This window comes from Bradyrhizobium sp. Unk1 (assembly GCF_059512345.1).
The window spans coordinates 1-22,486 of sequence record NZ_JCAMOP010000069.1 but is presented as its reverse complement, the minus strand read 5'-3'; the positions used below and the strand labels follow the sequence as shown (position 1 = coordinate 22,486).

Sequence of the window (22,486 nt, the reverse complement as noted above, 5' to 3'; positions counted from 1 at the left end):
CACCTGCGCGATGGTCGTTCTGCAAGCGACCGGGGACATTCGAAAGGTGTCGCTGTGGCTGGGCCACGCTACGCTGAGGACCACCGAGGTCTACACCCGCGGCGACCGTTGAATGCCTGACCAAGGATCGCTCGGCTACGTTGGCATTTTATGACTTCCCTGCCGAGCACTGGTCGGATCTGCGCAGGTCGAATCCAATCGAGAGCGTCTTTGCCACGGTCAGGCGCCGGACTGTGCGAACGAAGGGAGCGTTATCGCCGCACATAGCAAGTTGATGGTCATCAAGCTCGTTGGAAGGGCACAAACCAGCTGCCGAAGGTGATATCCGGGGTGAAGTTTGCGGACGGAATCGAAGTCATTCCGACCGCTGAAGTCCGCGCCGCCTGATCGGACCCCGTCACCCAAAATCCCTCATAGCTCGCGTCCTGAAGGCTTGTTGCACAAGGTAATTCTTTCTTGTCGGCTATTGCGCGCGGACGGCTGCGAACGGATGCAGCCCACCAACGCCCCGGACATAATGGATCGCCTTAGACCACATGGCCCACGGCAAGAGCAGCAGTATGAATCTCTGCCAGTGAGTTCGCCGGTCGATTTCACAGGCACTCAGAGCAGAACTGCGATGACCAGGTTCCCTCCTATAGCGGCATTTTGTAAACCTTGCCTGAGGAAGCGAGCCCGGCTTCGTAATGCATACCATGCAGAGTGAAGATGGAGTGGGGTCGGTCCCCTTTGGCAGCAGGCCGTGTTGTTGCATTCCATGCATCAGTGGCTCCGACGCCCATTGGACGTCGTGTTTCCACTCCGTACCGACGATTTCTCCTAAATCCGCTAGCGGAGGCGGCATGTACTGTGGCGCGCCGAAGATCGACACACCGTTCTGCTCCTACGATGGTGGGTCTGGCTGATTGACGCTTTGCGCTGGCGAATGGGCCGATGAAGGCATTCCGGCCCAAAAGTTCGCCGTGTTGTAACTATCCCCGGCAGGCTGGCCAGCTGGATACCCTCCAGCCGGATCCAGTGCCCGCCAAACTCCTGACGTCTGATCTTTCAGCTCCTCCAACGATATCGGCTGATTAACAGTTTGCGCCGGCGCATAGTCCGATGAGGTAGCGTAGCTCAACCGTCGTTGGAGTTCACTCCGACTGGGCTCCAGATGAGTGAGGTCAAGGTTTGGCTGCCTCCCGCTGAGCAATTCGTTTACCAGAGCTCGCGTGCCATCAACCACAAAGACACCGCAATCAAAGTCGTTCTGCTGCTGGCGCATGCCGGCATATCGCAGGTCGGTATTCAACAGCCTTGCGACCGTTTGGGCAACCCAGTCATTATGTCCGCCGAGGGAATCGTAGTGATAGGCGACCGGCCATTGCCGATCGCTGCGATCGACCAGCAGCAGCGACCAGTGGGTTCCATGAGTCGTAGCTTCGGCATTGCTCAGCGGCAGGAACAGGAAGTCGGCTGTACCGTGACGAGCCTCGAATTCTTCAACCCTCTCACCGCCACTCAGACGCATGTTAAGGATCACGAGCGGATCCGCAAAATGCGTCCGAGCAGCGAGACCTCCATCGAACCTCTCTAGCTCTAGCCGCAGGAGCTCGTAATCCTGATTGATATGTTGGTCTCCTAGCCACTCGTGGTTGCCGAGCACTGACTTGCTGCGGTCTTGGTGCGAGGCATAAACCTGCTGCTCCTCAGGATAGGAGGTTAGATCGACGATCGGGGCAACGTCAGACCGCCTCTGCGGCAAAGAGCTGGCGGCCCCGCCGGCAGCTTCCTGCACTCCGCGAAATCTCTCGAACGCTCTTACCACTGTAGGCAAACTCTTGCCTCCGCACGCTTGGACATCGTCTTTCAATGACGAATCACCAACCCGATAAGAAATGGCTCCCCTGTTGTTTGCGAAGCACCAGCGAGACAGAGCGCGGAGATCGCGTGCATACTTGCTCGCAGTCTCGGTAGAATGGCCCAAATCTATACAGGCCTGCTCGAACCGCTGAATGTGATCCACGTCTTCCTTATAATGGTTGAGCCCCTTTAATCTGCGGATTGCATTCACCGCTGCATGGGCGAACTTACCGATGGCCATAGCTTCCTTAAGCAATGCCGTGTCTTTAATGTCGTAAAGCCGGGCAGCAAATCCCCTCTGGCCATTTTTAGCGCACGCGCGGGCGAGCCTTCGAAGCTGATTCGCACTGGCGACGAGGCGCTTGGGGGGTATCGTATCCGCGCATTGCTTCTTATACCATGCGATGAGCTCCTCGTCCGAGGGAGTGGCACCCGTCATGGGCTCCTTGGGCGCTGTGTCTCGCATGCTGCTGAACCTTTCGCCTTGAGGGCTGGATTGCGGCACCCTGTTTGGATCGTCGACTGAAGCTCGGGGGAGCTCACTGATGACGCTACCTAGCCACTCGTGGTTGCCGAGCACTGGCTTGCTGCGGTGTTGGTGCGAGGCATAAACCTGCTGCTCCTCAGGATAGGAGGTTAGATCGACGATCGGGGCAACGTCAGACCGCCTCTGCGGCAAAGAGCTGGCGGCCCCGCCGGCAGCTTCCTGCACTCCGCGAAATCTCTCGAACGCTCTTACCACTGTAGGCAAGCTCTTGCCTCCGCATGCTCGGACATCGTCTTTCAATGACGAATCACCAACCCGATAAGAAATGGGTCCCCTGTTGTTTGCGAAGCACCAGCGAGACAGAGCGCGGAGATCGCGTGCATACTTGCTCGCAGTCTTGGTAGACTGGCCCAAATCTATATAGGCCTGCTCGAACCGCTGAATGTGATCCTCGTCTTCCTTATAATGGTTGACGACTGAAGCTCGGGGGAGCTCACTGATGACGCTATCACCGTAGATGTCTGAGGGAGCCGCGGGGACGTGGGCGGGCGCAAAATGAGCGTCGTCGCGCAATTCGGACGGCGTCGGCGCAACAAGGTCGACAAATGACTCAAGACCGCCGTAAGTGTCTGAGCGGGTCCTGGCAGAGGCCACGGGCGCAAAGTGGGCATCGTCACGCAATTCGGATGGCGTCGGCGCATTCAGCTCAATAAACGACTCAAGACCGCCGTAGGTGTCTGAGGGAGCCGCGGGGACGTGGGCGGGCGCAAAATGAGCGTCGTCGCGCAATTCGGACGGCGTCGGCGCAACAAGGTCGACAAATGACTCAAGACCGCCGTAAGTGTCTGAGCGGGTCCTGGCAGAGGCCACGGGCGCAAAGTGGGCATCGTCACGCAATTCGGATGGCGTCGGCGCATTCAGCTCAATAAACGACTCAAGACCGCCGTAGGTGTCTGAGAGAGCTCGAGGAGTTAATGAGGACACGGGAGCTCGCATCTGCTCCCTCAAGAAAGCCCAAGCACCCTCGCTCGGGGTGGCAGGGCTCGTGGGAAGCGCCTGCGGCGGGACCCCGGCCGGGAAAGTTGACTGCTCACGGGTTTGTAGTCGCAAGCTTTGGTTCGCCTCGGCGAGTTTCAAGAAATTTCGAAGATGCGGCAAGTCGGAGCCGTATAGTTTGCCTCCTGCTCGTCCGAACGCTGCCACATCGTTGTGCAGCGTTAACGACTCCCTTTCAGAACGGTTAAGTCGGCCGGCTATGTTCTCCCTGCCACTTTCTTTCAGCCATGCGCTTAGGGCGCCAAGACGTGCAGCGCGCTCCTCGGCAGATTTCCTTTGCGCTTGTGTAACTTTGGGATGTTTCACAGCTTGGTCGAGCGCGCCACCGATGAGGACGGCGTCTTCGGGGCCAAACTCGCGAATCATCTTCAATGCGGGCAGGAGGGCCCTGTGGCCCCGGAATAGCTGTTTGGCGCGCTGGATGCGTGACTCGTGATCGAGCATCGTGATAGCATAGCCCTCGCAGCTAAGAGCTTCAGAAAATGCGCGAAGGAAGCCGCTATACCTCTTAACGATAGGTGCGGGTAGCGTGCTGCTGCGAGCCGCGCTCTCGATGAGCCCTTCGTCTTCTGGCCGAATATTTCGTCTAGCACCGAACTCAACATGCTCCCGACGCAGGTTCAAGGCGGGAATCATTCTGGAGTCATCCCGAAAGACTTTCTTGGCGTGGGCTACCAGCGACTCGTGATCGAGCACGGAAATCGATTGATTGCTACGCGCAAGGTCATGCCCAATCCGACGAAGAGCCGCTCCATAGCTATTGACCGTTGCATCGTTCGCACCGTGGCTCTTCGCTGACCGACACACTTCCTCGATGAAGGAGCACTCTTCATCAGACAACCGAAAAGTGCCGCGCCGGACGGCAGTAGCGGGTCGCTTGCTGCTGGCAGCCGCCTTCTCGATGAGGGCCTCGTCGTCCGGCGGAAGTTTTCGTTTCCACGCGGAACGGCTTAATGTAGCATCCTGCTCACGATACCCCCGAAGGACGCGCAAGGCTTCAAACAGTTGATGGTAATCCGAGAAGAACTGGCCGGCGTGACTTAGCAGCGCATCGTCAGTTAGCGCAGAAATCGATTGCCGCTTACTCGCGAGATCATTTCCCAACCGACGAAGAGCCGTCCGATAGTTCTCGATGGTTGCATCGCGCAGTCCCTGGGGTCCACCCAATGACAGCATCACTTTCTCGATGAGCGAGCCGTCTTCATCAGACAGAGGAGGGGGGCATCGGTTTTGAGGCGCGGGCGGCGCTGGGACGGGAGCAGCAACGGCCTGTCGTGCCTCGTCCAGGCGCTGCTCAAAGCTTGGGTGCGCTGCCTCCTCCGCTTGCCTCGCCTCACCCGGCTGTTCCTGCGCGAACGTGGGATCATACCTACCTTGCCAATCCGAGGAGAATGGATTGATTCTGTCCGGATCCATAGCGACGTCCTTTTGAGTTCACGAGGCCACTACTACGCCTCGGGAGCTGACGAGAGGCTGACGGCCTGCGGTAATTTCGCCGATACGGACGTTCGCTTTGGGATGCCGCTTTAAGTGTGCGGGCAGCGCGCATCGCCCTATTAGGGACAGCGCATGGGGAGCGCTTTACAAAACGCCCATCCCGGCCGCCAACGTGATCAAGGACGAAAACGTTTTGTCCTGGGATGTTGATCGTGCATCCTTATTGCACCTTGGAAGGACGCTGTACAGCGATGCGAAGACAGGCCCGGAGTTCGACCATGGCCATCAACTTTTGTAGTTGGCATGCCTCAGACGCTCGCAACGATAATCATCGAGCGCGATGCGGACGCCGGCTTGACGAAGTTCGTCAATCACGATCTTCGCAGCCCCGTTCTCACCGATGCTGGCGCCACGGTCACCTTCCGCGGCACCGATGTCGTGGCGATCCTGGAACGGGCCTGCAAGGAAGTGGGATTCCCGGCGACGATCCGTGGGGTCAATATTGCAGACGATGACGTAATTGCGGTCGGCGCCCGCGGCACGAAAGGTCCGCTATCTTCAAGCCTTCTGCGATCTTACGAATCGGAGGGGCTATGAAGCAATATGTTGGGCTGGATGTCTCGCAGAAAGAAACGTCAGTATGTGTGATCGACGAGGTAGGTCAGGTCTTGCTCCAAGATTTTGATCGACCAGATCGCCGAGCGGTTCGCCGTCAGCCTCGGCGCGGTGCGCGAGGCCCTGTCGCGGCTCACCTCCGATCGCCTCGTGGTCGCGGAGCCGCAGCGCGGCTTCATGGTGGCGCCGATTTCGGCGGCCGACCTCATCGATCTCACCGCTGTCCGCATCGACATCGAGACACGGTGCCTGCGGTCGTCGATCATGCGGGGCACGCTGGAAGTGGACACGTCTGCATGCGCGTTTCCATGACGACCTGATCGAGGCCTGCGACAGCGTGTGGTGGCTGCGGCTGCGCAACCAGTTGTTCCTGCAGGCCGAGCGCTACCGCCGCATGCTCTTGCCCTATACCCGCGTCGAACGTCACGTCGACGAGGAGCACCGCGAAATCCTCGAGCTAACGTTGGCGCGCAACGCCGACCGTGCATCTGACGCGCTCGCCGCGCACCTGCAGCGTACGGCCGACATCCTGCTCGGCTCCGACGCGCCGTTCGCTGACGTGCCGCACAGCGCTGCAACGGCGCGGCTAACCCTCAGGGCCGGCAAGGCCGACTGACATCCTTCAACACGAGAGGACCACCGCCATGGCACGCAGAAGCGTGATCATCACCTGCGCGATCACGGGATCGCTGCACACCCCCTCGATGTCCCCCTACCTGCCGATCACACCCGACGAGATCGTCGCGGAGTCGGTCGCAGCAGCAGAGGCCGGCGCGTCGATCATCCATCTGCACGCACGCGATCCGAAAGACGGCCGCCCGACCGCCGACCCGGACATGTTCATGCAATTTCTACCCCGCATCAAGCAGCAGACCGGTGCGGTAGTGAACATCACCACCGGCGGCGGACCCGGCATGACGCTCGACCAGCGCCTCGCCGCTGCCGAGCGCGCGAGCCCGGAGATGACGTCGCTGAACATGGGCTCGATCAACAACGGCCTGTTCGCCGGCGCGCGGCGCATCAAGGACTATCGCTTCGACTGGGAGAAGCCGTTCCTCGAGAGCGGCAAGACCTCGTACTTCGAGAACTCGTTCCACAATATCGAAACCATCATGAGAAGGCTTGGCGAAGGCCATGGTGTACGCTTCGAGTTCGAGTGCTACGACATCGGCCATATCTACAACCTCGCCTACATGCTGGACCAGAAGCTCTACGACGGTCCGCTGTTCCTGCAGTTCATCCTCGGCATTCTCGGCGGCGTCGGCGCCGAGATCGATACCCTCTGCTGATGGTGCGCACCGCGCAGCGGCTGTTCGGCCACGATGTCGAGTGGTCTGTTCTGGCGGCCGGCCGTCACCAGATGCCGATGTGCACGCACAATGCGCTGATGGGCGGCAACGTCCGCGTCGGGCTTGAGGACAGCCTCAATCTCGGCCGTGGCGAGCTTGCGAAATCCAATGCCGAGCAGATCGCGAGATCCGCCGCATCCTCTCGGAGCTGGGCTTCGACATCGCGACACCCGACGAAGCCAGGTCGCGGCTCGCGCTGAAGGGCGCGAGCCATGTGAACGTCTAAGGTGGCGTGCGCCGGTGCTTCCTCAGGTTCGCAACGGGCCCGATATTCGGCTGTGAGAGTCTCGGCGGCCGAGATGCGGCTCGAGGCTAGGCCGACTTTCGCTGCGGCTTGGCGGTCGGCATCTTCGCCGCGGCCTCTTTCGACTTTTTGCCGGTGATCGGCATCAGCATTTCCTTCTGCCCGGCGGCCGCCTGGCGCGGCTTCTTGGCTTCACCTCGGCGCCTCTGTAGGGCCCATCGCTCGTCCGATGCTCTTGCGCAGCGCGTCCATCAGATCCACGACGTTCTCACCTTGAGGACGCGCTTTCGCGGTGATGGGTTCGCCGGCGCGCTTCTGGTTGATGAGATCGATGAGGGCGGTTTCGTACTGGTCTTCGAAATTGTCCGGCTCGAAATGGCCCGCCTTCTGATTGACGATGTGTTTGGCGATCGAGCATGTCCTTGGTAACTTTGACATCCTGGATGTCGTCGAAATACTCCTCCGCGGAGGCATCGTGCCCGACTTTGCCGTCCGGACGCAGGTAGTAGGGGCGGATGAGATATCGCGGATCGATCTCGCTGCGGTCGATGAATTCGTCGATCTCGATGGTTCGCGTCGACTCCAGCGCGACGTTCTCGAGGTCCTCCTTGCTCACCTCGATGAAGGTATCGGTATCAACCTTGTAGCCTTGACGATGTCCTCGTTGTCGACTTCCTCGCCGGTGTCGGCGTCGACCCTGGCGTACTTGATCCGATGGCCGGTCTTTCGGTTCAACTGGTTGAACGAGACCTTTTCGGATTCGCAGGTGGCCGGATAGAGCGCAACGGGACAGGTGACGAGGGAAAGACGCAGGAAGCCTTTCCAGTTAGCGCGGGGGGCCATGGGAACTCCGATACTGATGCAGGATTCAAGACGGACGACCCGGCTTGGGTCCGACATCGCGGCCGTCCTACAGGAGGATTTTTCTCAGCAGCCGCCCACGCTCGATATCAGGGGCAGCATCAAGAATAGCAAGATTAGCTCGAACTCGTATTTTGTTTCGAGGATAGGATTTGAACCTGCGAGAGCCTGACGAGGTTTTGCCGAGGCATCGAGACTGTTCGCCTCGGTTGAGCGAGCGGGATGCAAACCACGTTCCCGAGCGGGCGAACCGTGCCCGCAACCTGACGATCGTCGAACAGACGGCCGACACCCGGAACTTCCTTTCGCACCCGACACCGTGGCAGCGCGTCGGCTAATCGCACACCAGAACGTGCCCGTATCGCCTGTAAACGTAGTAGCAGTCACTGTCTGGGTGGTAGCCATCGCGCGAGCCGCCGTAGGCGTAGCCGGCAGTGACTGCGGCGGCGTAGGCGCCTGCTGCATAGGCGGCGCGATAGCCGTGTCGGGCTTCGCCGTAGCGACCGTAGCCTCCGAAGCGGTTGGAGATAACCGATGTGGCGCGCGTTGCGTTCGCCACCGCGGGTCCGCCGCGCCCAGCCCCCGCGAGAGCACCGCGCGGTGCGGGCCCGGCACCGAGACGAGGCGGTGGGCCGCCGGGGCCGGCACGTAGCGCACCGCCAGGCCCCATCGGAGGACGAGCCGCGAAGGCTGGAGGACCTCCGGCTGCCAGCGGAGGCGGCCCGCCGGCCGCAATCGGCGGAGGTCCGGCCATGGGGGGCGGCGGAGGAAACTGCGCGAACGCTGAATCGGGAGACAGCGTCATGGTTGCGAGCGTCACGGGGACCGACAGCATCAACAGTATCTTGCGGCACATGGTCTTTTCTCTCGCTAAAACTGAGTTTCAAGGATGGGCGCCGGCTTGGATCCGGAGGTCTCTTTCGAGGCAGGCGTGTCGTGCACGGGCGCAGCGGGCTCGTCCGTGGATGAGTGATCGCTGTGATCCGGGTGAATGCGGAACCAAGCCACATACAGCGCCGGCAGGAACAGCAGCGTCAGCAGTGTGCCGACGATGATGCCGCCCATCATCGCGTAGGCCATCGGGCCCCAGAAGATTTCGCGCGCGATCGGAATCAGCGCGAGACTTGCGGCGGCCGCGGTCAGCAGGATCGGCCGCATGCGATGCTCGGTCGCCTCCACGACGGCCTCCCAGGCTGGGCGCCCCTCCCTCTTCAGATCCTCAATCTGCACGATCAGGATCACCGAGTTGCGGATCAGGATGCCGATCAGGGCGAGCACGCCGAGGATAGCGACGAAGCCAAGCGGCGCGCCGCTCGGCAGCAGCGCCATGACGACGCCGATCACGGCGAGCGGCGCGACCGCGAAAACCAGGAACAAGCGATGGAAGCTCTGCAGCTGGATCATTAGCACCGTCGCCATGACGAACAGCATGAGCGGAACGACGGCCACGATCGGCGCCTGGCTCTTAGCGCTCTCCTCGACGGAACCGCCGATATTCAGCGAATAGCCCGCCGGTAGCTCCTTGGTGAATTCCGCCACCTTCGGCGCGAGCTGATCCACGATGGTCTTGGGCTGCACGTTGCCGACGATGCCGGCCTTCAACGTGATCGTGGGGATCCGCGCGCGCCGCCAGATCGTCGGCTGCTCGAGCTCGTAACGCAGATTGGCCACGGCCCCGAGCGGCACGGATTGACCGCCGAGGCCCGTCAATTGCAAATCGCGCAGGGTGTTGATGGAAGCACGTTCCGGCGCGGTCGCACGTCCCGTGACATTGACGAGATAGATGCTGTTGCGAACCTGGGTGATCGGTGTGCCCTCGAGCACGGAGTTCAAGGTCGTGGCGATGTCCTCCGAGGTCACCCCGAGCTGACGCGCCTTGTCCTGGAGAACGTCCACCTTGACGACGCGGGCCGGCTCCATCCAGTCGAACACGACATTGCCGAGATCGGGATTGCTCCGCACGATGCCGGCAAGCTTCTGCGAAAGATCTCGCACCTTGGCGATGTCAGGGCCACTCAAGCGATACTGCACCGGACGACCCACCGGGGGTCCGACCTCCAGCAGCTTGACGTAGGTGTCGGTGCCGGGGAAGGTCTTCTTCAGGTAGTCCTCGAACCGTGCCTTGACCTGATCGCGCGCCTTGATGCCGCCCTTGGTCACGACCACCATCTGGCCGAACCAGGTGTTCGCGGTCTGCACGTCGAAGGACAGGACGAAGCGCGGCGAGCCGGTGCCGACATAGGTCGACCAGTGATCGACCGAATGATTGTCCTGAAGCTGTTCGCGCTCGAAGCGCGCCATCTGCGCATTGGAGTCCGCGATCGACGCGTTCTGCGGCAAGTTCCAGTCGATCACCAGCTCCGCGCGGTCCGATGACGGGAAAAACTGCTGCTGTACGAAATTCATGCTGAACAGCGCCAGTAGAAAGGCCGCAACCGTAACACCGATGGTGATCCAGCGGTAATGCATGCAGAAGAGCAACAGACGCGCGAACAACCGCGCTACGCGCCCCTTCTCCTCATGATGGCCCTTCATTTTGGCGGGCAGGATCGTGACGCCGAGCAACGGCGTGAACAGCACCGCGACGATCCAGGAAACGATCAGGGAGACCGCGATGACAACGAACAGCGTGAAGGTGAATTCGCCCGCATTGCTGTTGTTGAGCCCGATCGGGATGAAGCCGGCGACGGTCACCAGCGTGCCCGTCAGCATGGGAAAGGCGGTCGAAGTATAGACGTGGGTTGCCGCCTTTTCGATGGGATCGCCCACCTCGAGCCGCGCCACCATCATTTCCACGGCAATCATGGCGTCATCGACCAGGAGGCCGAGCGCGATGATCAGGGCGCCAAGCGAAATTCGCTGGAGCGAAATGCCGGCATAGGCCATCACGACGAACGTGATGGCGAGAACCAGCGGGATCGCAATCGCGACGACAAGTCCGGCGCGCATCCCCAGACTGAGGAAGCTGATGCCGAGAACAATGATCACGGCCTCAAACAGCGCCTCTGTGAATCCCGACACCGCATGCTCGACAACGATGGGCTGATCAGCGACGAGGTGAACGCCGACGCCGATCGGCAAGTCGGCCGTAATTCTCGACATCTCCTCTTTCAGCGCCTCGCCGAAATGCAGGAGGTTGGCACCGGACTTCATACCGATGGCAAGCGCAATCGCCGGCTCCCCGTTGTACCTGAACAAGGTCTTGGCCGGATCGGCATAACCGCGCGTGATGGTTGCGACGTCGGTCAGGGGAAAGAAGCGATCATTGACGCGCAGATTGACCGCCTTCAGGCTGGCCTCTGATGTGAACTGGCCGTTCACGCGCACACTGATCCGCTCGGGCCCCTCCTGGAAAACGCCGGACGGCGCGACCGCATTCTGCCCCTGCAGAGAAGCCATGATGGAGTGGACGTCGAGACCGAGGGCCGCGATCTTGCGGGTGGAGAATTCGAGATAAATGACCTCGTCCTGCGCGCCCAGGATGTCGACCTTGCCGACATCGGGCACGGTCAAGACCTTGGCCCGGATGTCCTCGACCTGATCGCGGAGCTGACGCTGGCTCAAGCCGTCGCTGGTGAAAGCATAGATGTTGCCGAACACGTCGCCGAAGCGATCGTTGAAGCCCGGTCCGATCACGCCTTGCGGAAAATCGCCCTTGATATCCGCGATCATGTTGCGGACGCGAATCCAGGTCGGCTTCACATCAGCAGCCTTTGTGGTGTCACGCAGGTAGACGAAGACGGTGGTCTGGCCGGCGACAGTCACACTCTTGGTGTAATCGAGCGATTCCAGCTCCTCGAGCTTCTTCTCGATCCTGTCGGTGACCTGCCGCGTCATCTCCTCGGGCGAAGCGCCCGGCCATTGCGCCTGAATCACCATGGTTTTGATGGTGAAGTCGGGATCTTCCTGCCGTCCCAACTGGAGGTACGCAAACAGGCCGGCCGCCATGAAGGCGATCATGAAATACCAGACGAGCGAACGATGGCCCAGCGCCCAGTCGGAAAGGTTGAACGACTTCATGGCTTCTCATCCTGTTCGATACGGACTTGCTGTCCTTGCTTGAGGCTGTGGATTCCAGCGGTGACGACACGCGCGCCGGGGGCGAGCCCGCCGACGACGCGCGCGCCGGTTCGATCGGCCATGACATCGATCTTTTGCAGCGACACCGTGCTGGCGGGCTGATCGACGATCCAGACGAAGTTTTCGCCGTCCTTGGCGAGCAGCGCCGAGGCAGGCAGGCGCAACATACGTGTTTGGCGGTTGTCCAGCTTCGCGGTGACGGTCGCACCGAGGCGGAAGCCTTCAGGCGGGTTGCCGAGCGCAATGCGAACCCGCCGCAATCGCGTCGCCGGATCGGCCTGCGGGGCGATCTCGCGAATGCTGCCCTGCACCTGAACCGCGGGCAAAAGCTGCAGGCTGACCGTGAATGGTAGGCCGACCTCAAGCGGCAGCGGAAAGTCCGGTCCGATATCGACGACAGCTTCGCGAATATCGGGCCGCGCGATCGTCACCACGCTTTGGCCGGGAGAGACCACCTGGCCGACTTCCGCGCCGACCGCGGTGACCACGCCGGCGAAGTCGGCCCTGATCTGCGAATAGCCGAGCTGCTCGATCGCCTTGGTCAGATTTGCCTGTTCGTGCGCCACCGTTGCTTCGGCACCGGCCCGCGCCTGCTCGGCGTTATCGAGCGTCTGCCTTGTGGTTGCGTCGGTGGTGATGAGCTTTCGTTGCCGTTCCTCCGTCGCTCGGGCGGTCGCGAACTGCGCCTCGGCCTTGGCAAGCTCCCCTTTGGCCGAGCGAACGGCGAACTCGAGGGCCGTCGAGTCAATGATGCCGACCGTCTGTCCTTCATTCACGAGATCACCGACATAGACGGGACGGGCAGTCAGGCGTCCCAGCACGCGGAAGCCGAGATTGGTTTTGTAGCGTGGCTCGACGACGCCCACCGCAACCGTATCGTCGGCGTGGTCCGCTTCGAGAAGAACCGATTGGACGGGCCGCACGGGCGCCGGCGCCTTTGTCTCCTGCTGACATCCGGCAACTGCGAGCGCGCATGCAAAGGGAGCAGCCACTATCGTTGCGCGGCTCGTCATGAGGGATCTCCTTCATAAGTCACGGGCTGGCCCACGCTCAAAAGCTTCCCGCCGTCGACGACGACACGCTCGCCAGGTTCGAGACCCGCCTTGATCAACACTTCTCCGGCCTCGTAGCCACCGACCGTGACCGGCTTCAGCGAGGCGGTCCGCGTTGCGGGATCGACGGTCCAGACCGCGGGCCTGGTACCTGCCGCCATCAATGCACTCCAGGGCAATGCGATCTGGCGCTGGGCCTCTACTTTCACAGTTCCTGCGACGGCGCTCCCAAGCGTCATTGCGGCAGGCGGATCCTCAATCGCCACCTTGACTCGAACAGTTGAACTCCTGGCGTCGACGGCCGGCGAAACCTCGCGAACGTGGCCGCTTGCGGTCGCGCTCGCATCGGAGACGAGCGCTAACGAAACGTCGCGGCTATCGGTATTGCCGAGGAAAATCGACTCATAGACGTCAAAGACGGCATCCAGCCCCCCATCCTGCGCCAGCGAAAATACCGGTTGCGTAGCCTGTACGGCCTGACCCGTTTCCAGGTTGCGCGCGGTGACGACGCCGTCGGCTTCGGCCCGCAGCCCGGTGTAGCCAAGGGCGTCCTTTGACGTCCCGAGCAGCGCTCTTGCCGTTTCGAGTGCGCCTTCGGCGGTTCGCAATCCTTCCTGTGCCTGGTCGTAGGTCGTGCGCGTGGTAAAGCCGCTTGCGATCAGCGCCTTCTGCCGCTCGAAGGTCGCCTTCGCAACACGCAGCTGGGATGCTGCGGCGAGGACAGCAGCGGTCGCGGCGTCGACGTCGGCCTCCTGCTCGGCCGGGTCGAGAAGGGCCAGCACCTCGCCGGCCTTGACGCGGGTCCCGACCTCGACATAGCGCGCGATCACACGTCCGCTGACACGGAACGACAGATCGGCGCGGAAACGGGGCTGCACCTCGCCGGTCAGGGTGATCGAGGCTTGCCGGTCCTTCGGACGGACGACCTCCGTGCGTACGAACGCGGCGCGCGCGGACGGAGCATCGCCGCGATCGTTGCAGCCGCCGAGCGCAGCTGCGACAAGCGCGATCGCCAAGCCGGCGAGAGGCCTCGGCAAGCGCCCTGCTCGATTGATTTTGGTGTGGTTCGAATAGCGCGGCTTCATTGCGCGTCCATGCGGTGAGAGGGTGACAGCAGCTCGCCCAGGACGTCCGGACCCTTGCGGAGCGAGACCAGGTCGTTCGGATGCGCTCGCGACAAACTCGAATCGGCTCCGATCGCGGCGGGGCGCTCGACCTGATCCGAGAGGCCGGAGCCCGCGCCAGGCGCCCCGGACGACCTCGCCTTCAGCGGGCGCGGCGACCTCATGCGGCGCGTCGCCATCGACCGGTTCGCCTGCCGTTCCCGCTCGCTCACGTGAAACGAGAGAACGACGGATGTGAACTCGGCGGCGAAGCCGTGCTCAATGCGTCCGCCCAGCCCCTTGGCAAGGTCACTGCTGATCTGGAACTCGCGACCCAGGGCCGCCCGCGCCAACCGCGAGCCGTTATCCAGCACGACGCAGTTCACCACCGCGCCGATGCGCGACAGCTTGACTTTGATCTCGCCGGCGCGCGCGTCGAAATACGCATGCTTTGCCGCGTTGACGATGAGGTCGTGGACGATCAAGCCAAGCCGCCAGCACCGCTCGGATTGAAGCGGGAGAGATTCAGTGGCGAATGCCAGCCGGATCCCCATTCGATCCAATAGGGACTGGCGCATGGCGCAGCCCAGTTTGCGAATGTAAGTCGCGGCGTCATGGAGGGCTTCACCCTGGGGCATTGCGAGCGCCCGATGCAGCTGCCCATGTCCGCGCAGCAGCTCGACCACATCGCTCAAGGCGGCCTTCGCTTCCGCCCCGTCGGCCCGGATCACGGCAGCCGACACCAGATCAATCGCGGTGTCGATCCCTTGATCGACCCTGTGATGCAATTCGCGCAGCAGGACGCCGTCTTGTGGGCGGCACGGGTCCGGTCTCAACATAGTCACTGTGATCTCCTGAGGTGGACGGGATGATCGCGGGCCAACACTCTTGGTCAGCTCGAGCGGTATAAATAAACTATACCGTATAGTTTCTTTTTATTGCCTTTCGACCCGAGGTATGTCAAGTGCGATCCGCGCACAGACTCGTGATTGGGAGATCGACGGATGACGAAGAAGAGCAGCCCGAAACGGGGCCGACCGCCCAAAGACCTTGCCGGTGACGTCCAGGCTCGTATCCTCGATGCGGCACAGCAACTCTTTCTCGAGAAGGGCTACCGCAGCGCCAGCATCGATGACATCGCCGAGATGGCGCCGGCGAGCAAACCAACGATCTATGCCCACTTCCCCGGCAAGGAGGCACTGTTCGCAGCTGTAGTGGCCCGCACCATCAGCGGGCTAACGGATTTCGAAGGCTTCGAGCCCGAGGGCCGCACCCTTCAGGACAAGCTCATGAGCCTCGGCACCGTGATCGTGGAGAAGGTCATCGAAGAATCGCTCGGGATGGTTCGCGCCACGATCGCCGAAGCGCAACGTTTCCCCGAGTTGAGCCGCAACGTCCACGATGCCGCGCGCGATCGCTCCGTTAATGCCGTTTCCCAGCTATTGAATGAAACGACGCAGAAGCTTGCTCGCTCACCAAAAGGTCCCTTCAGCGGCAAGCGAAGCCTTGCCACCGCGCAGATCTTCCTGGATCTGATTCTGCTCCCGATGCTGCTTCGTTCGCTGGTGGGGGAAACACCGAAAGATTTGCGCCGGGAGTTGCCGTCGTTCGTGCGCGAACGGGTTGGCTTCTTTCTTGCGGCCTGTGAGGCAGACTGGACGCCGTGAGCCAGCAATGCCCAGGCGCTAGGTGCGAAAGGCGGACTTGTAATGCAAATCGGTCCGGATGCTGGTCACTTGAGGGGGCGCGTTAACTAGCGTTGCGCTATTCAGCGCCCCCGCGCAGAAGTTCATCATCTCGTTGAAGGCCGGCCGAAGAGCCACCGCCTTGATACGGGACGGATTGAGGTATGCGTCCATGGCATCCAGCAGGCAGCAGGCCAACGCCATCGAACTTCCTGCTCGAAATTCGCCATCGGCCTGTCCGGCCGCAATGACCGACTGCACGACACTGCGAAGGCGATCCGCATGGGACTGGCTGGCCGGCCAGTTTGCTTGTCCTGCGGCGACGACCAGTTCATGCAGTCGGACATTGTTTGCCAACCGATCTTCATGCGTCCGGGAGATCGCCCCGAAGGCGGCGTTTAACCGCTCCAGACTCGAGCGACCGCTTCGCGCCGCAATTGCAACCGCCACGGACACGTCCTCAAGCAGCTCTGTCACGACGGCCTCTTCGAGCGCTCGGCGGGAGGGATAGAACCGATAGAGATTTGCGGGGGACATTGATGCGTCGCGAGCGACGTCGGCAACCGTCGTCTTCCGGTGCCCGATCTCCCGGTACAAGCGGATTGCGGCCTGCACAATTCGTTCACGAGTGTACGACGACCCAACCTGGTGGGTAGTCCGGGCCTTCAGCATGTTCGGCCTCAACGCGCCGGAATCGCGTGCATTTCACGCCGGCAGGCCTCGCCGAATTCACGCAACGGATCCATCTCCTCCATGAAGCCCGGCAGGTCGACGAACGACGTGTTCGGTGCAAGATAGGTTTCGATGATCCGTCGGCCTGCCCGCTCCGCGGCATGGACCACCTGATCGTCAGACAGAATCCGCATACGCCCGATCAGTGCATACAAATTCACCAGCGCCGGGATCTCGGATTTGTCACTGGTCAGCGCGTCCGCGTAAAGCCGCGACGCCTCCTCAATGAAGCTGCGATACAGCTTTTCACGTTTAGAGACTCCGTGAGCATAGTGGCGCTCGCGGAGCCTGCGGCGACGGGTGACCCAGCCCGTCACGATGGTGGAGATCGCTCCGAAGGCCGAGCCCCCGAACGCGGCGAAAGCGGGAACATATATCGTGTTCATGCGATCATTCCTCATCTTTTGCGCCACGATACCGCTGCGATCCGACCGTCCTGACCGCAGCCGGGGCGGCTGCGTGCTCGAAGGCGGCTGCGCAGGCATGGCTCAGGTCTGACTTTTTTTGCCTGAGGCAGACTTCCACATTGGTGGCGTCAGGGATGTAGCCCGCGCACAGACGAAACGCGTCAGGCGCGCATGCCGCCCTCTGCTCGGGTGTGCCGCGACTCTCCTGCGCGAAGGCAGTCCCGGCGCCCAATGAAACCGACAGCAAGACTGCGAACATCATCTGCTTCTTCAACATAACCGATCCTCTCTCCACGTAAGGCACCAGAACGGGGACCACGGGCTCGTCCGTCGTCGCGGTTCGTTCAGCACGAAAACCAGTTTGTGAGTCTCTGCTCTTGACACGTCCCGTGATCCGCGCTGTATATGAACTATACGGTATAGTTTATTTAAGAGACGACAGATGTCAAGCCTGTTCTTAGCGCTCGCCCGGGAAAATCCTTGGCCCGGGATTGCGGTCGCATCGCTCAACTTGATGGTGGCCTTGTCGCTCGTGGGCCTGAGCCTGCTGCTGGGTGTCACGATTTCGGTGCTCGCGTGGGTGCATGCGCTCGCCGAGCGCGCCCCCGCGCCGGTGCGGCATGCTGCCAACCCGCGGGGCGTCGCATGACCGCGGATCTACTGCTCGCTCGCGATTGCATCATCTGTTGCGTCGCCGCCTGGCTCGCGCCGGTCGAATGCATGTTCGACATGGTCGAATCGGAACTCGCCCGCAGGGGCGTGGAGCTTGACGGGGTCGAGCCCCCTTCCCCGCCCGCCTCCTGAGCGTCCTGGAATTCCGACATGCTCAACTTCACCGAAGTGTTCGACGTCATGCAGGTGGAGCCGGCCACCGGCTCCTCAGTCTGGACCGTACTCACCGGCACGCGAACGGCGCTCGAGCGCGACGGACACATGGTCGACCCGAACGCGATGGCCTATTGCCCGATCGAATGGCTCGACGAGCGCGGCTATCTCGATGCCGAACTCGCCCGACAGCATCCGCGCCCCTGGGGCATCTGACAACGAGACGGAATCATTCCATGTCCGGGAGCCGGCTGCCGTGAGCAGGAAATCTGTGTTGTCGAGACACGCGGGCACCCGCGTCGAACAGGAGCTTCCCCTGCGAGCTTATTTTCTGTCGGCTGGAGCAGGGTTGCTCTTGCTGCTGTTAGCAGCCGACTGGGCACTGCCCGCACCCCGGCCGAGCTGGCTCAGGGACTCGCATTCTGCGCTGCCGCCGATCCGAGTTCATTCGGATCTGAAGGGACCGGATCCGGTTTTCATCGATACCAATGTGATCTCCGCTAACCGGGCGCCCGCGGAAAACGAGAGCGCCGCGGCTCCGTCGCAGATTCCGCGCCCCGAAGTGGCCGATGCTGCTTGCCAATGTTAGTTCGACCGGCGGTTCATCAACGGACACGCACCTGCGCGAAAGCCTCGCGCAACTGCAGTCGGCCGCTCCTGATCGAGCAGTTCCGGCCAGGAAGCCGCGAAAGATCACGGCAAGACAGCGCAAGCATGCACAGGGACCGACCGGAACCAGGCTGGGATCTCTGCGCCTGGCTCGCAGCTCGAAACATTCTGGAGTGGTTCGCTTGATTGATCGGAGAGAACCGCCCTTGACGCGGCCTCATTGCGAGCGACGCCGTTAGACACCCTTAGACAAGACGCCACAGGATTTACTAAATGCCGAAGAACCAGCTGTTTGCCTTCATCGTTTGGTCAGCCACGCTCGCTGCCACCGGGGCTATCGCCGATGTCGCCCGGACGCCTGCCAACGCAGAAAGCCGCAGCGCAGCCGCGCAGGCAGACATCGACGAAGCAGCCATGCACCGTGTGCTCGAACAATTCAGCACCACACGGTTACCACTCGGTGAGGCAATGGCGATCGCGGAGCGCCTGCATGACGGATCGAGGACCGCCGACGTCAGCTTCGAGATATCGGGGCCGGCCGTCTATCGCGTGCGCACCGTCAAGAATGAGCGGGTTTTCGAGAATGTCATTGATGCGAACACCGGGAAAGTGTCGCAGGCGGAAACTGCGTCTTCGCTGAAGGAACTCGCTCGAGATGATTTAGCCAACATCGTCGCCCTGAAGTGGATCAGGCAAGAGTTGTCGGAAGCGGTGCAGGTTGCGGAAAAGGCCGCGGAGGGACGCGCGCTCGCCGGTGGGCTGGTGAAGCAGGATGGCAAGCTCAACTTCGTTGTCGTCGTCGCCACTGGCGACCACTTGAAGGAAGTGATGCTCGAACCACCCAAGGTCGGACAGCGGTCAACACAGCACTGAGCCCGAACGGGCTGATGCCCGCTGAGCACGAACTCGTGAGTTGCCGGATCACCGCCCGGCAAAATATACACTACACCGTATAGTTGGTTTTATGCCGAGCGTCGTCTCGGTCACCACGCACCCGAGAGCAAGCAAAGTCATGAACTTCCAGCCCCGACCACACCTGCCGACCACCCAACGGCGGCTTCCGTTCGATTGCATCGCCCTGCTCCTGCAGGGCGGCGGCGCCCTCGGCGCCTACCAGGCAGGCGTCTACGAGGCGCTCGCCGAAGCAGGCATCCATCCCGACTGGGTCGCCGGCATTTCGATCGGCGCGATCAATGCGGCGATCATCGCAGGCAACCCGCCGGAGTCCCGTGTCGACCGCCTCCGCGATTTCTGGACGCAGGTCACTTCCACTGCGCCCTGGGATTGGGCTGGAACTTCGGTTCTCGACGTGGCGCGCAGCGACAATGCGCGCAATGTCCTCAACCAGATGAGCGCGGGCCTTGCCGCGGCATGCGGCGCAAACGGTTTCTTCTCCGCGCGCCCTCTCCTGCCCTGGCTCAACGCTGGTGGCACGACCGAGGCGACCAGCTTCTACGACACCAGCGCGTTGAAGAGCACGCTGGAGCGCCTGATCGACTTCGATCGCCTCAACGGGGGAATCACGCGCTTCAGTGCAGGTGCGGTCAATGTGAGAACAGGCAATTTCGTCTATTTCGACAACAGCACCCATACGATCCGGCCGGAGCACATCATGGCGAGCGGCGCACTGCCGCCGGGCTTTCCCGCGGTGGAGATCGAGGGCGAGCATTATTGGGACGGCGGCCTGGTTTCCAATACGCCGCTGCAATGGGTGATCGACTGGGGCGCGCCACAGGACATGCTCGCGTTTCAGGTCGATCTCTGGAGCGCGAAGGGGCAACTCCCGAGCAATATGGCCGAGGTCGTCACGCGTCAGAAGGAGATTCAATACTCGAGCCGCACGCGTGCAAGCACAGACCAATTCAAGCGCGTGCAGCGCCTGCGGCGTGCGCTGACGGCGCTCCTGGGCCGGCTCCCAGAAGATCTTACAGAGCATGAGGATGTAAAGCTCCTGAGCACCGCGGTTTCCCACAACGTCTACAACATCGTTCACCTGATCTATCGGGCGCGGAATCACGAAGGCCACTCCAAAGACTACGAGTTCTCCCGCCTCTCGATGCAGGACCATTGGCGCGCAGGCTATCACGATGCGCTACGCACCCTGCGCCACCCCGAGGTACTCGCACGTCCAGCCAGCGCGGACAGCGTCTTCACATTCGACCTGGAGAACGACGGTCGCGAATAGGCCGGCCGATCGCGGCTGGCCGCACGGAGAACCCAAATGCGTGAGAATGAAGTGCGGAAGCGGGCCTTTGCAATGCCGCTCACCAGCCCGGCCTATCCACCCGGACCGTATCGGTTTGTGGACCGCGAATATTTGATCATCACCTATCGCACCGACCCGGCAAGGCTGCGCGACGTGGTGCCCGAACCGTTGGAATTCGATGAACGCAAAGCGCTCGTCAAATACGAATTCATCCGCATGCCGGACTCGAACGGCTTTGGTGACTACACGGAAAGTGGCCAGGTCATTCCGGTCTCCTTCCGTGGGCGCAGGGGCGGCTACACCCACTGCATGTTCCTCAACGACGAAGGACCGATTGCAGGGGGACGCGAGCTCTGGGGCTTTCCGAAAAAGCTCGCGCAACCCACATTGCGAACCGAGATCGACACACTGATCGGCACGCTCGACTACGGTCCTTTGAGGGTCGCGACGGGCACGATGGGTTACAAACACCGTGAAGCCGACCTCGGCCAAGTCAGGGCTGCGCTCGAGGAGCCGAACTTCCTGCTCAAGATCATTCCGCATGTCGATGGCAGCCCGCGCATCTGCGAGCTCGTCGAATACCAACTTGAGCAAATCGCGTTGAAGGGGGCCTGGACGGGGCCCGCGGCCCTCTCCCTGATCCCGCACGCTTTGGCACCCGTTGCTGATTTGCCGGTTCTGGAGATCGTCTCCGCGATCCACATCCGTGCAGACCTCACGCTCGGTCTTGGCCGAGTGGCCCACGACTATATGCAGGAACCAACTCGACGAACGTTCCGGGCCTCGGAGCGAAGTCTGGTGACCTAATTTGCAATCCCACACAACAGAGAACCTCGCAAGCTGCGAAGCCTCCGCTGTAAGCGCAACACACAGAGCAAAGTGACTGAGATGAGTATTCTGAAGGGTAAGACGGCGGTCGTGACCGGCTCGACCAGCGGCATCGGCCTCGCATGTGCGCGTGCCTTCGCGGCCGCAGGCGCAAACATCGTGCTCAACGGGATGGGCGCGCCGACCGATGTCGAGAAGGAGCGCTCTGCAATCGAAAGCGAGTTCGCCGTCAGGGCAATCTATTCGCCCGCAGACATGGCGAAGCCGAGCGAAATATTCGACCTGATCGCGCGGGTGGAAAACACCTTCGGCAGCGTGGACGTCCTCGTCAACAATGCCGGCATCCAGCACGTCTCTCCTGTCGAAGAGTTTCCGGTCGAGAAATGGGATGCGGTCATCGCGATCAACCTGTCCGCCGCATTCCATGCCATCCGCGCAGCAGTGCCCGGCATGAAGAAGCGTGGCTGGGGCCGGATCATCACGACGGCTTCGGCACATTCGCGCGTCGCCTCGCCCTTCAAGTCAGCCTACGTCGCAGCCAAGCACGGCATCGCCGGCCTCACCAAGACAGTCGCGCTGGAGCTCGCCAGGTCGAAGATCACCTGCAACTGCATCAGCCCCGGCTACGTCTGGACGCCCCTGGTGGAAAAGCAGATCCCGAACACGATGAAGGCACGCGACATGCGCAGGGATCAAGTGATCCACGACGTCTTGCTCGCGGCCCAGCCGACGAAGGAATTCGTCACGGTCGAGCAGGTAGCCTCGCTGGCCCTGTTCCTGTGCAGCCAGGACGCCGCGCAGATCACAGGCGCCAACCTCTCTATCGACGGCGGCTGGACTGCCGCGTAGGGCCGCCAGAATGCGTGCGCGCTGGCTCTTCAAACGCACGGTGAAAGATGATGGTCGACGACTTACGATTACCCACATTTTTGAGTCAGAGTTTCGCTCCCGTTGCGATATCGATGAATCGCGATAGTCCGCGCCACATGATCAGATTCCCTGGTGGCGGATCGTTGGCGCGGGCGAGATAGCCGCCGAGCCTGGCGATCTTGATGAGATAATGCGACA

Annotated in this window: 19 protein-coding genes and 3 pseudogenes; 12 read left to right on the top strand and 10 right to left on the bottom strand. The window is 61.7% G+C overall.

Annotated features, from left to right (window positions below; all coding sequences use genetic code 11):
• Positions 1 to 107: 107 nt before the first annotated feature.
• Positions 108 to 387, top strand: a pseudogene (locus tag AC5ZFO_RS44360) (transposase); the annotation flags it as partial.
• Between the two features lie 496 nt (positions 388 to 883).
• On the opposite strand, the gene AC5ZFO_RS44355 reads toward AC5ZFO_RS44360, so the two are convergent.
• Positions 884 to 4,801, bottom strand: coding sequence for a Ulp1 family isopeptidase (locus AC5ZFO_RS44355; protein ID WP_496123825.1), 3,918 nt, complete (start codon positions 4,799 to 4,801; stop codon positions 884 to 886).
• Between the two features lie 324 nt (positions 4,802 to 5,125).
• Between AC5ZFO_RS44355 and AC5ZFO_RS44350 the strand changes: the two genes are divergently transcribed.
• From AC5ZFO_RS44350 to kce, 4 genes and pseudogenes are all read left to right on the top strand, one after another.
• Positions 5,126 to 5,419, top strand: coding sequence for a hypothetical protein (locus tag AC5ZFO_RS44350; RefSeq protein ID WP_282525778.1), 294 nt, complete (start codon positions 5,126 to 5,128; stop codon positions 5,417 to 5,419).
• An 84-nt stretch (positions 5,420 to 5,503) separates the two neighbouring features.
• A complete protein-coding gene (locus AC5ZFO_RS44345) occupies positions 5,504 to 5,749 on the top strand; it encodes a GntR family transcriptional regulator (RefSeq protein ID WP_282525779.1) in 246 nt (81 codons plus the stop codon).
• A 25-nt stretch (positions 5,750 to 5,774) separates the two neighbouring features.
• A complete protein-coding gene (locus tag AC5ZFO_RS44340; RefSeq protein ID WP_282525780.1) occupies positions 5,775 to 6,053 on the top strand; it encodes an FCD domain-containing protein in 279 nt (92 codons plus the stop codon).
• A gap of 28 nt (positions 6,054 to 6,081) precedes the next feature.
• A pseudogene (gene kce, locus AC5ZFO_RS44335) lies at positions 6,082 to 7,012 on the top strand (3,5-dioxohexanoate:acetyl-CoA acetone transferase).
• A gap of 86 nt (positions 7,013 to 7,098) precedes the next feature.
• Here kce and AC5ZFO_RS44330 read toward each other — a convergent pair.
• The 6 genes and pseudogenes from AC5ZFO_RS44330 to AC5ZFO_RS44305 form a co-directional block, all read right to left on the bottom strand.
• Positions 7,099 to 7,873: pseudogene (locus AC5ZFO_RS44330) on the bottom strand (Ku protein).
• A 352-nt stretch (positions 7,874 to 8,225) separates the two neighbouring features.
• Positions 8,226 to 8,747, bottom strand: a complete 522-nt coding sequence (locus tag AC5ZFO_RS44325) for a hypothetical protein (protein WP_496123824.1) — start codon at positions 8,745 to 8,747, stop codon at positions 8,226 to 8,228.
• A gap of 14 nt (positions 8,748 to 8,761) precedes the next feature.
• Positions 8,762 to 11,911 (bottom strand): efflux RND transporter permease subunit, encoded by a 3,150-nt coding sequence (locus AC5ZFO_RS44320; protein ID WP_496123823.1) that lies wholly within the window; start codon positions 11,909 to 11,911, stop codon positions 8,762 to 8,764.
• A complete protein-coding gene (locus AC5ZFO_RS44315; protein WP_496123822.1) occupies positions 11,908 to 12,984 on the bottom strand; it encodes an efflux RND transporter periplasmic adaptor subunit in 1,077 nt (358 codons plus the stop codon). Before AC5ZFO_RS44315 ends, AC5ZFO_RS44320 begins: the two co-directional genes overlap by 4 nt.
• The gene (locus AC5ZFO_RS44310) at positions 12,981 to 14,108 is read right to left on the bottom strand and encodes an efflux RND transporter periplasmic adaptor subunit (protein WP_496123821.1); all 1,128 of its coding nucleotides are present in this window, start codon (positions 14,106 to 14,108) and stop codon (positions 12,981 to 12,983) included. Before AC5ZFO_RS44310 ends, AC5ZFO_RS44315 begins: the two co-directional genes overlap by 4 nt.
• Complete coding sequence (locus AC5ZFO_RS44305; RefSeq protein ID WP_496123820.1) at positions 14,105 to 14,965, bottom strand: sensor histidine kinase family protein; 861 nt, start codon at positions 14,963 to 14,965, stop codon at positions 14,105 to 14,107. The genes AC5ZFO_RS44310 and AC5ZFO_RS44305 overlap by 4 nt, the downstream gene beginning before the upstream one ends.
• A 165-nt stretch (positions 14,966 to 15,130) precedes the next feature.
• Here AC5ZFO_RS44305 and AC5ZFO_RS44300 point away from each other — a divergent pair, with 165 nt between their 5' ends.
• The gene (locus tag AC5ZFO_RS44300) at positions 15,131 to 15,793 is read left to right on the top strand and encodes a TetR/AcrR family transcriptional regulator (RefSeq protein WP_496123819.1); all 663 of its coding nucleotides are present in this window, start codon (positions 15,131 to 15,133) and stop codon (positions 15,791 to 15,793) included.
• Positions 15,794 to 15,811: 18 nt separating this feature from the next.
• Here the strand turns inward: AC5ZFO_RS44300 and AC5ZFO_RS44295 are convergent, their stop codons facing one another.
• Genes AC5ZFO_RS44295 through AC5ZFO_RS44285 form a run of 3 tightly spaced genes read right to left on the bottom strand, consistent with a single transcriptional unit; the run spans position 15,812 to position 17,227 of the window.
• The gene (locus AC5ZFO_RS44295; protein WP_496123818.1) at positions 15,812 to 16,483 is read right to left on the bottom strand and encodes a TetR/AcrR family transcriptional regulator; all 672 of its coding nucleotides are present in this window, start codon (positions 16,481 to 16,483) and stop codon (positions 15,812 to 15,814) included.
• A gap of 8 nt (positions 16,484 to 16,491) precedes the next feature.
• Positions 16,492 to 16,929 (bottom strand): hypothetical protein, encoded by a 438-nt coding sequence (locus AC5ZFO_RS44290; protein WP_496123817.1) that lies wholly within the window; start codon positions 16,927 to 16,929, stop codon positions 16,492 to 16,494.
• A gap of 4 nt (positions 16,930 to 16,933) precedes the next feature.
• Positions 16,934 to 17,227, bottom strand: a complete 294-nt coding sequence (locus AC5ZFO_RS44285; protein WP_496123816.1) for a hypothetical protein — start codon at positions 17,225 to 17,227, stop codon at positions 16,934 to 16,936.
• A gap of 165 nt (positions 17,228 to 17,392) precedes the next feature.
• Between AC5ZFO_RS44285 and AC5ZFO_RS44280 the strand changes: the two genes are divergently transcribed.
• From AC5ZFO_RS44280 to AC5ZFO_RS44255, 6 genes are all read left to right on the top strand, one after another.
• Positions 17,393 to 17,599, top strand: coding sequence for a hypothetical protein (locus AC5ZFO_RS44280; RefSeq protein ID WP_282525790.1), 207 nt, complete (start codon positions 17,393 to 17,395; stop codon positions 17,597 to 17,599).
• 173 nt (positions 17,600 to 17,772) lie between these two features.
• Positions 17,773 to 17,991, top strand: a complete 219-nt coding sequence (locus AC5ZFO_RS44275; RefSeq protein ID WP_496123815.1) for a hypothetical protein — start codon at positions 17,773 to 17,775, stop codon at positions 17,989 to 17,991.
• 666 nt (positions 17,992 to 18,657) lie between these two features.
• Positions 18,658 to 19,257 carry a PepSY domain-containing protein gene (locus AC5ZFO_RS44270; protein ID WP_496123814.1) on the top strand — a complete coding sequence of 200 codons (600 nt, stop codon included), beginning with the start codon at positions 18,658 to 18,660 and terminating at the stop codon, positions 19,255 to 19,257.
• Positions 19,258 to 19,396: 139 nt separating this feature from the next.
• The gene (locus AC5ZFO_RS44265; RefSeq protein ID WP_282525797.1) at positions 19,397 to 20,569 is read left to right on the top strand and encodes a DUF3734 domain-containing protein; all 1,173 of its coding nucleotides are present in this window, start codon (positions 19,397 to 19,399) and stop codon (positions 20,567 to 20,569) included.
• Between the two features lie 36 nt (positions 20,570 to 20,605).
• Positions 20,606 to 21,397, top strand: a complete 792-nt coding sequence (locus AC5ZFO_RS44260; protein WP_282525794.1) for an acetoacetate decarboxylase — start codon at positions 20,606 to 20,608, stop codon at positions 21,395 to 21,397.
• Positions 21,398 to 21,478: 81 nt separating this feature from the next.
• Entirely contained in the window at positions 21,479 to 22,267 is a 789-nt protein-coding gene (locus AC5ZFO_RS44255) for a 3-hydroxybutyrate dehydrogenase (protein ID WP_496123813.1), read from the top strand.
• Positions 22,268 to 22,486: the final 219 nt, after the last annotated feature.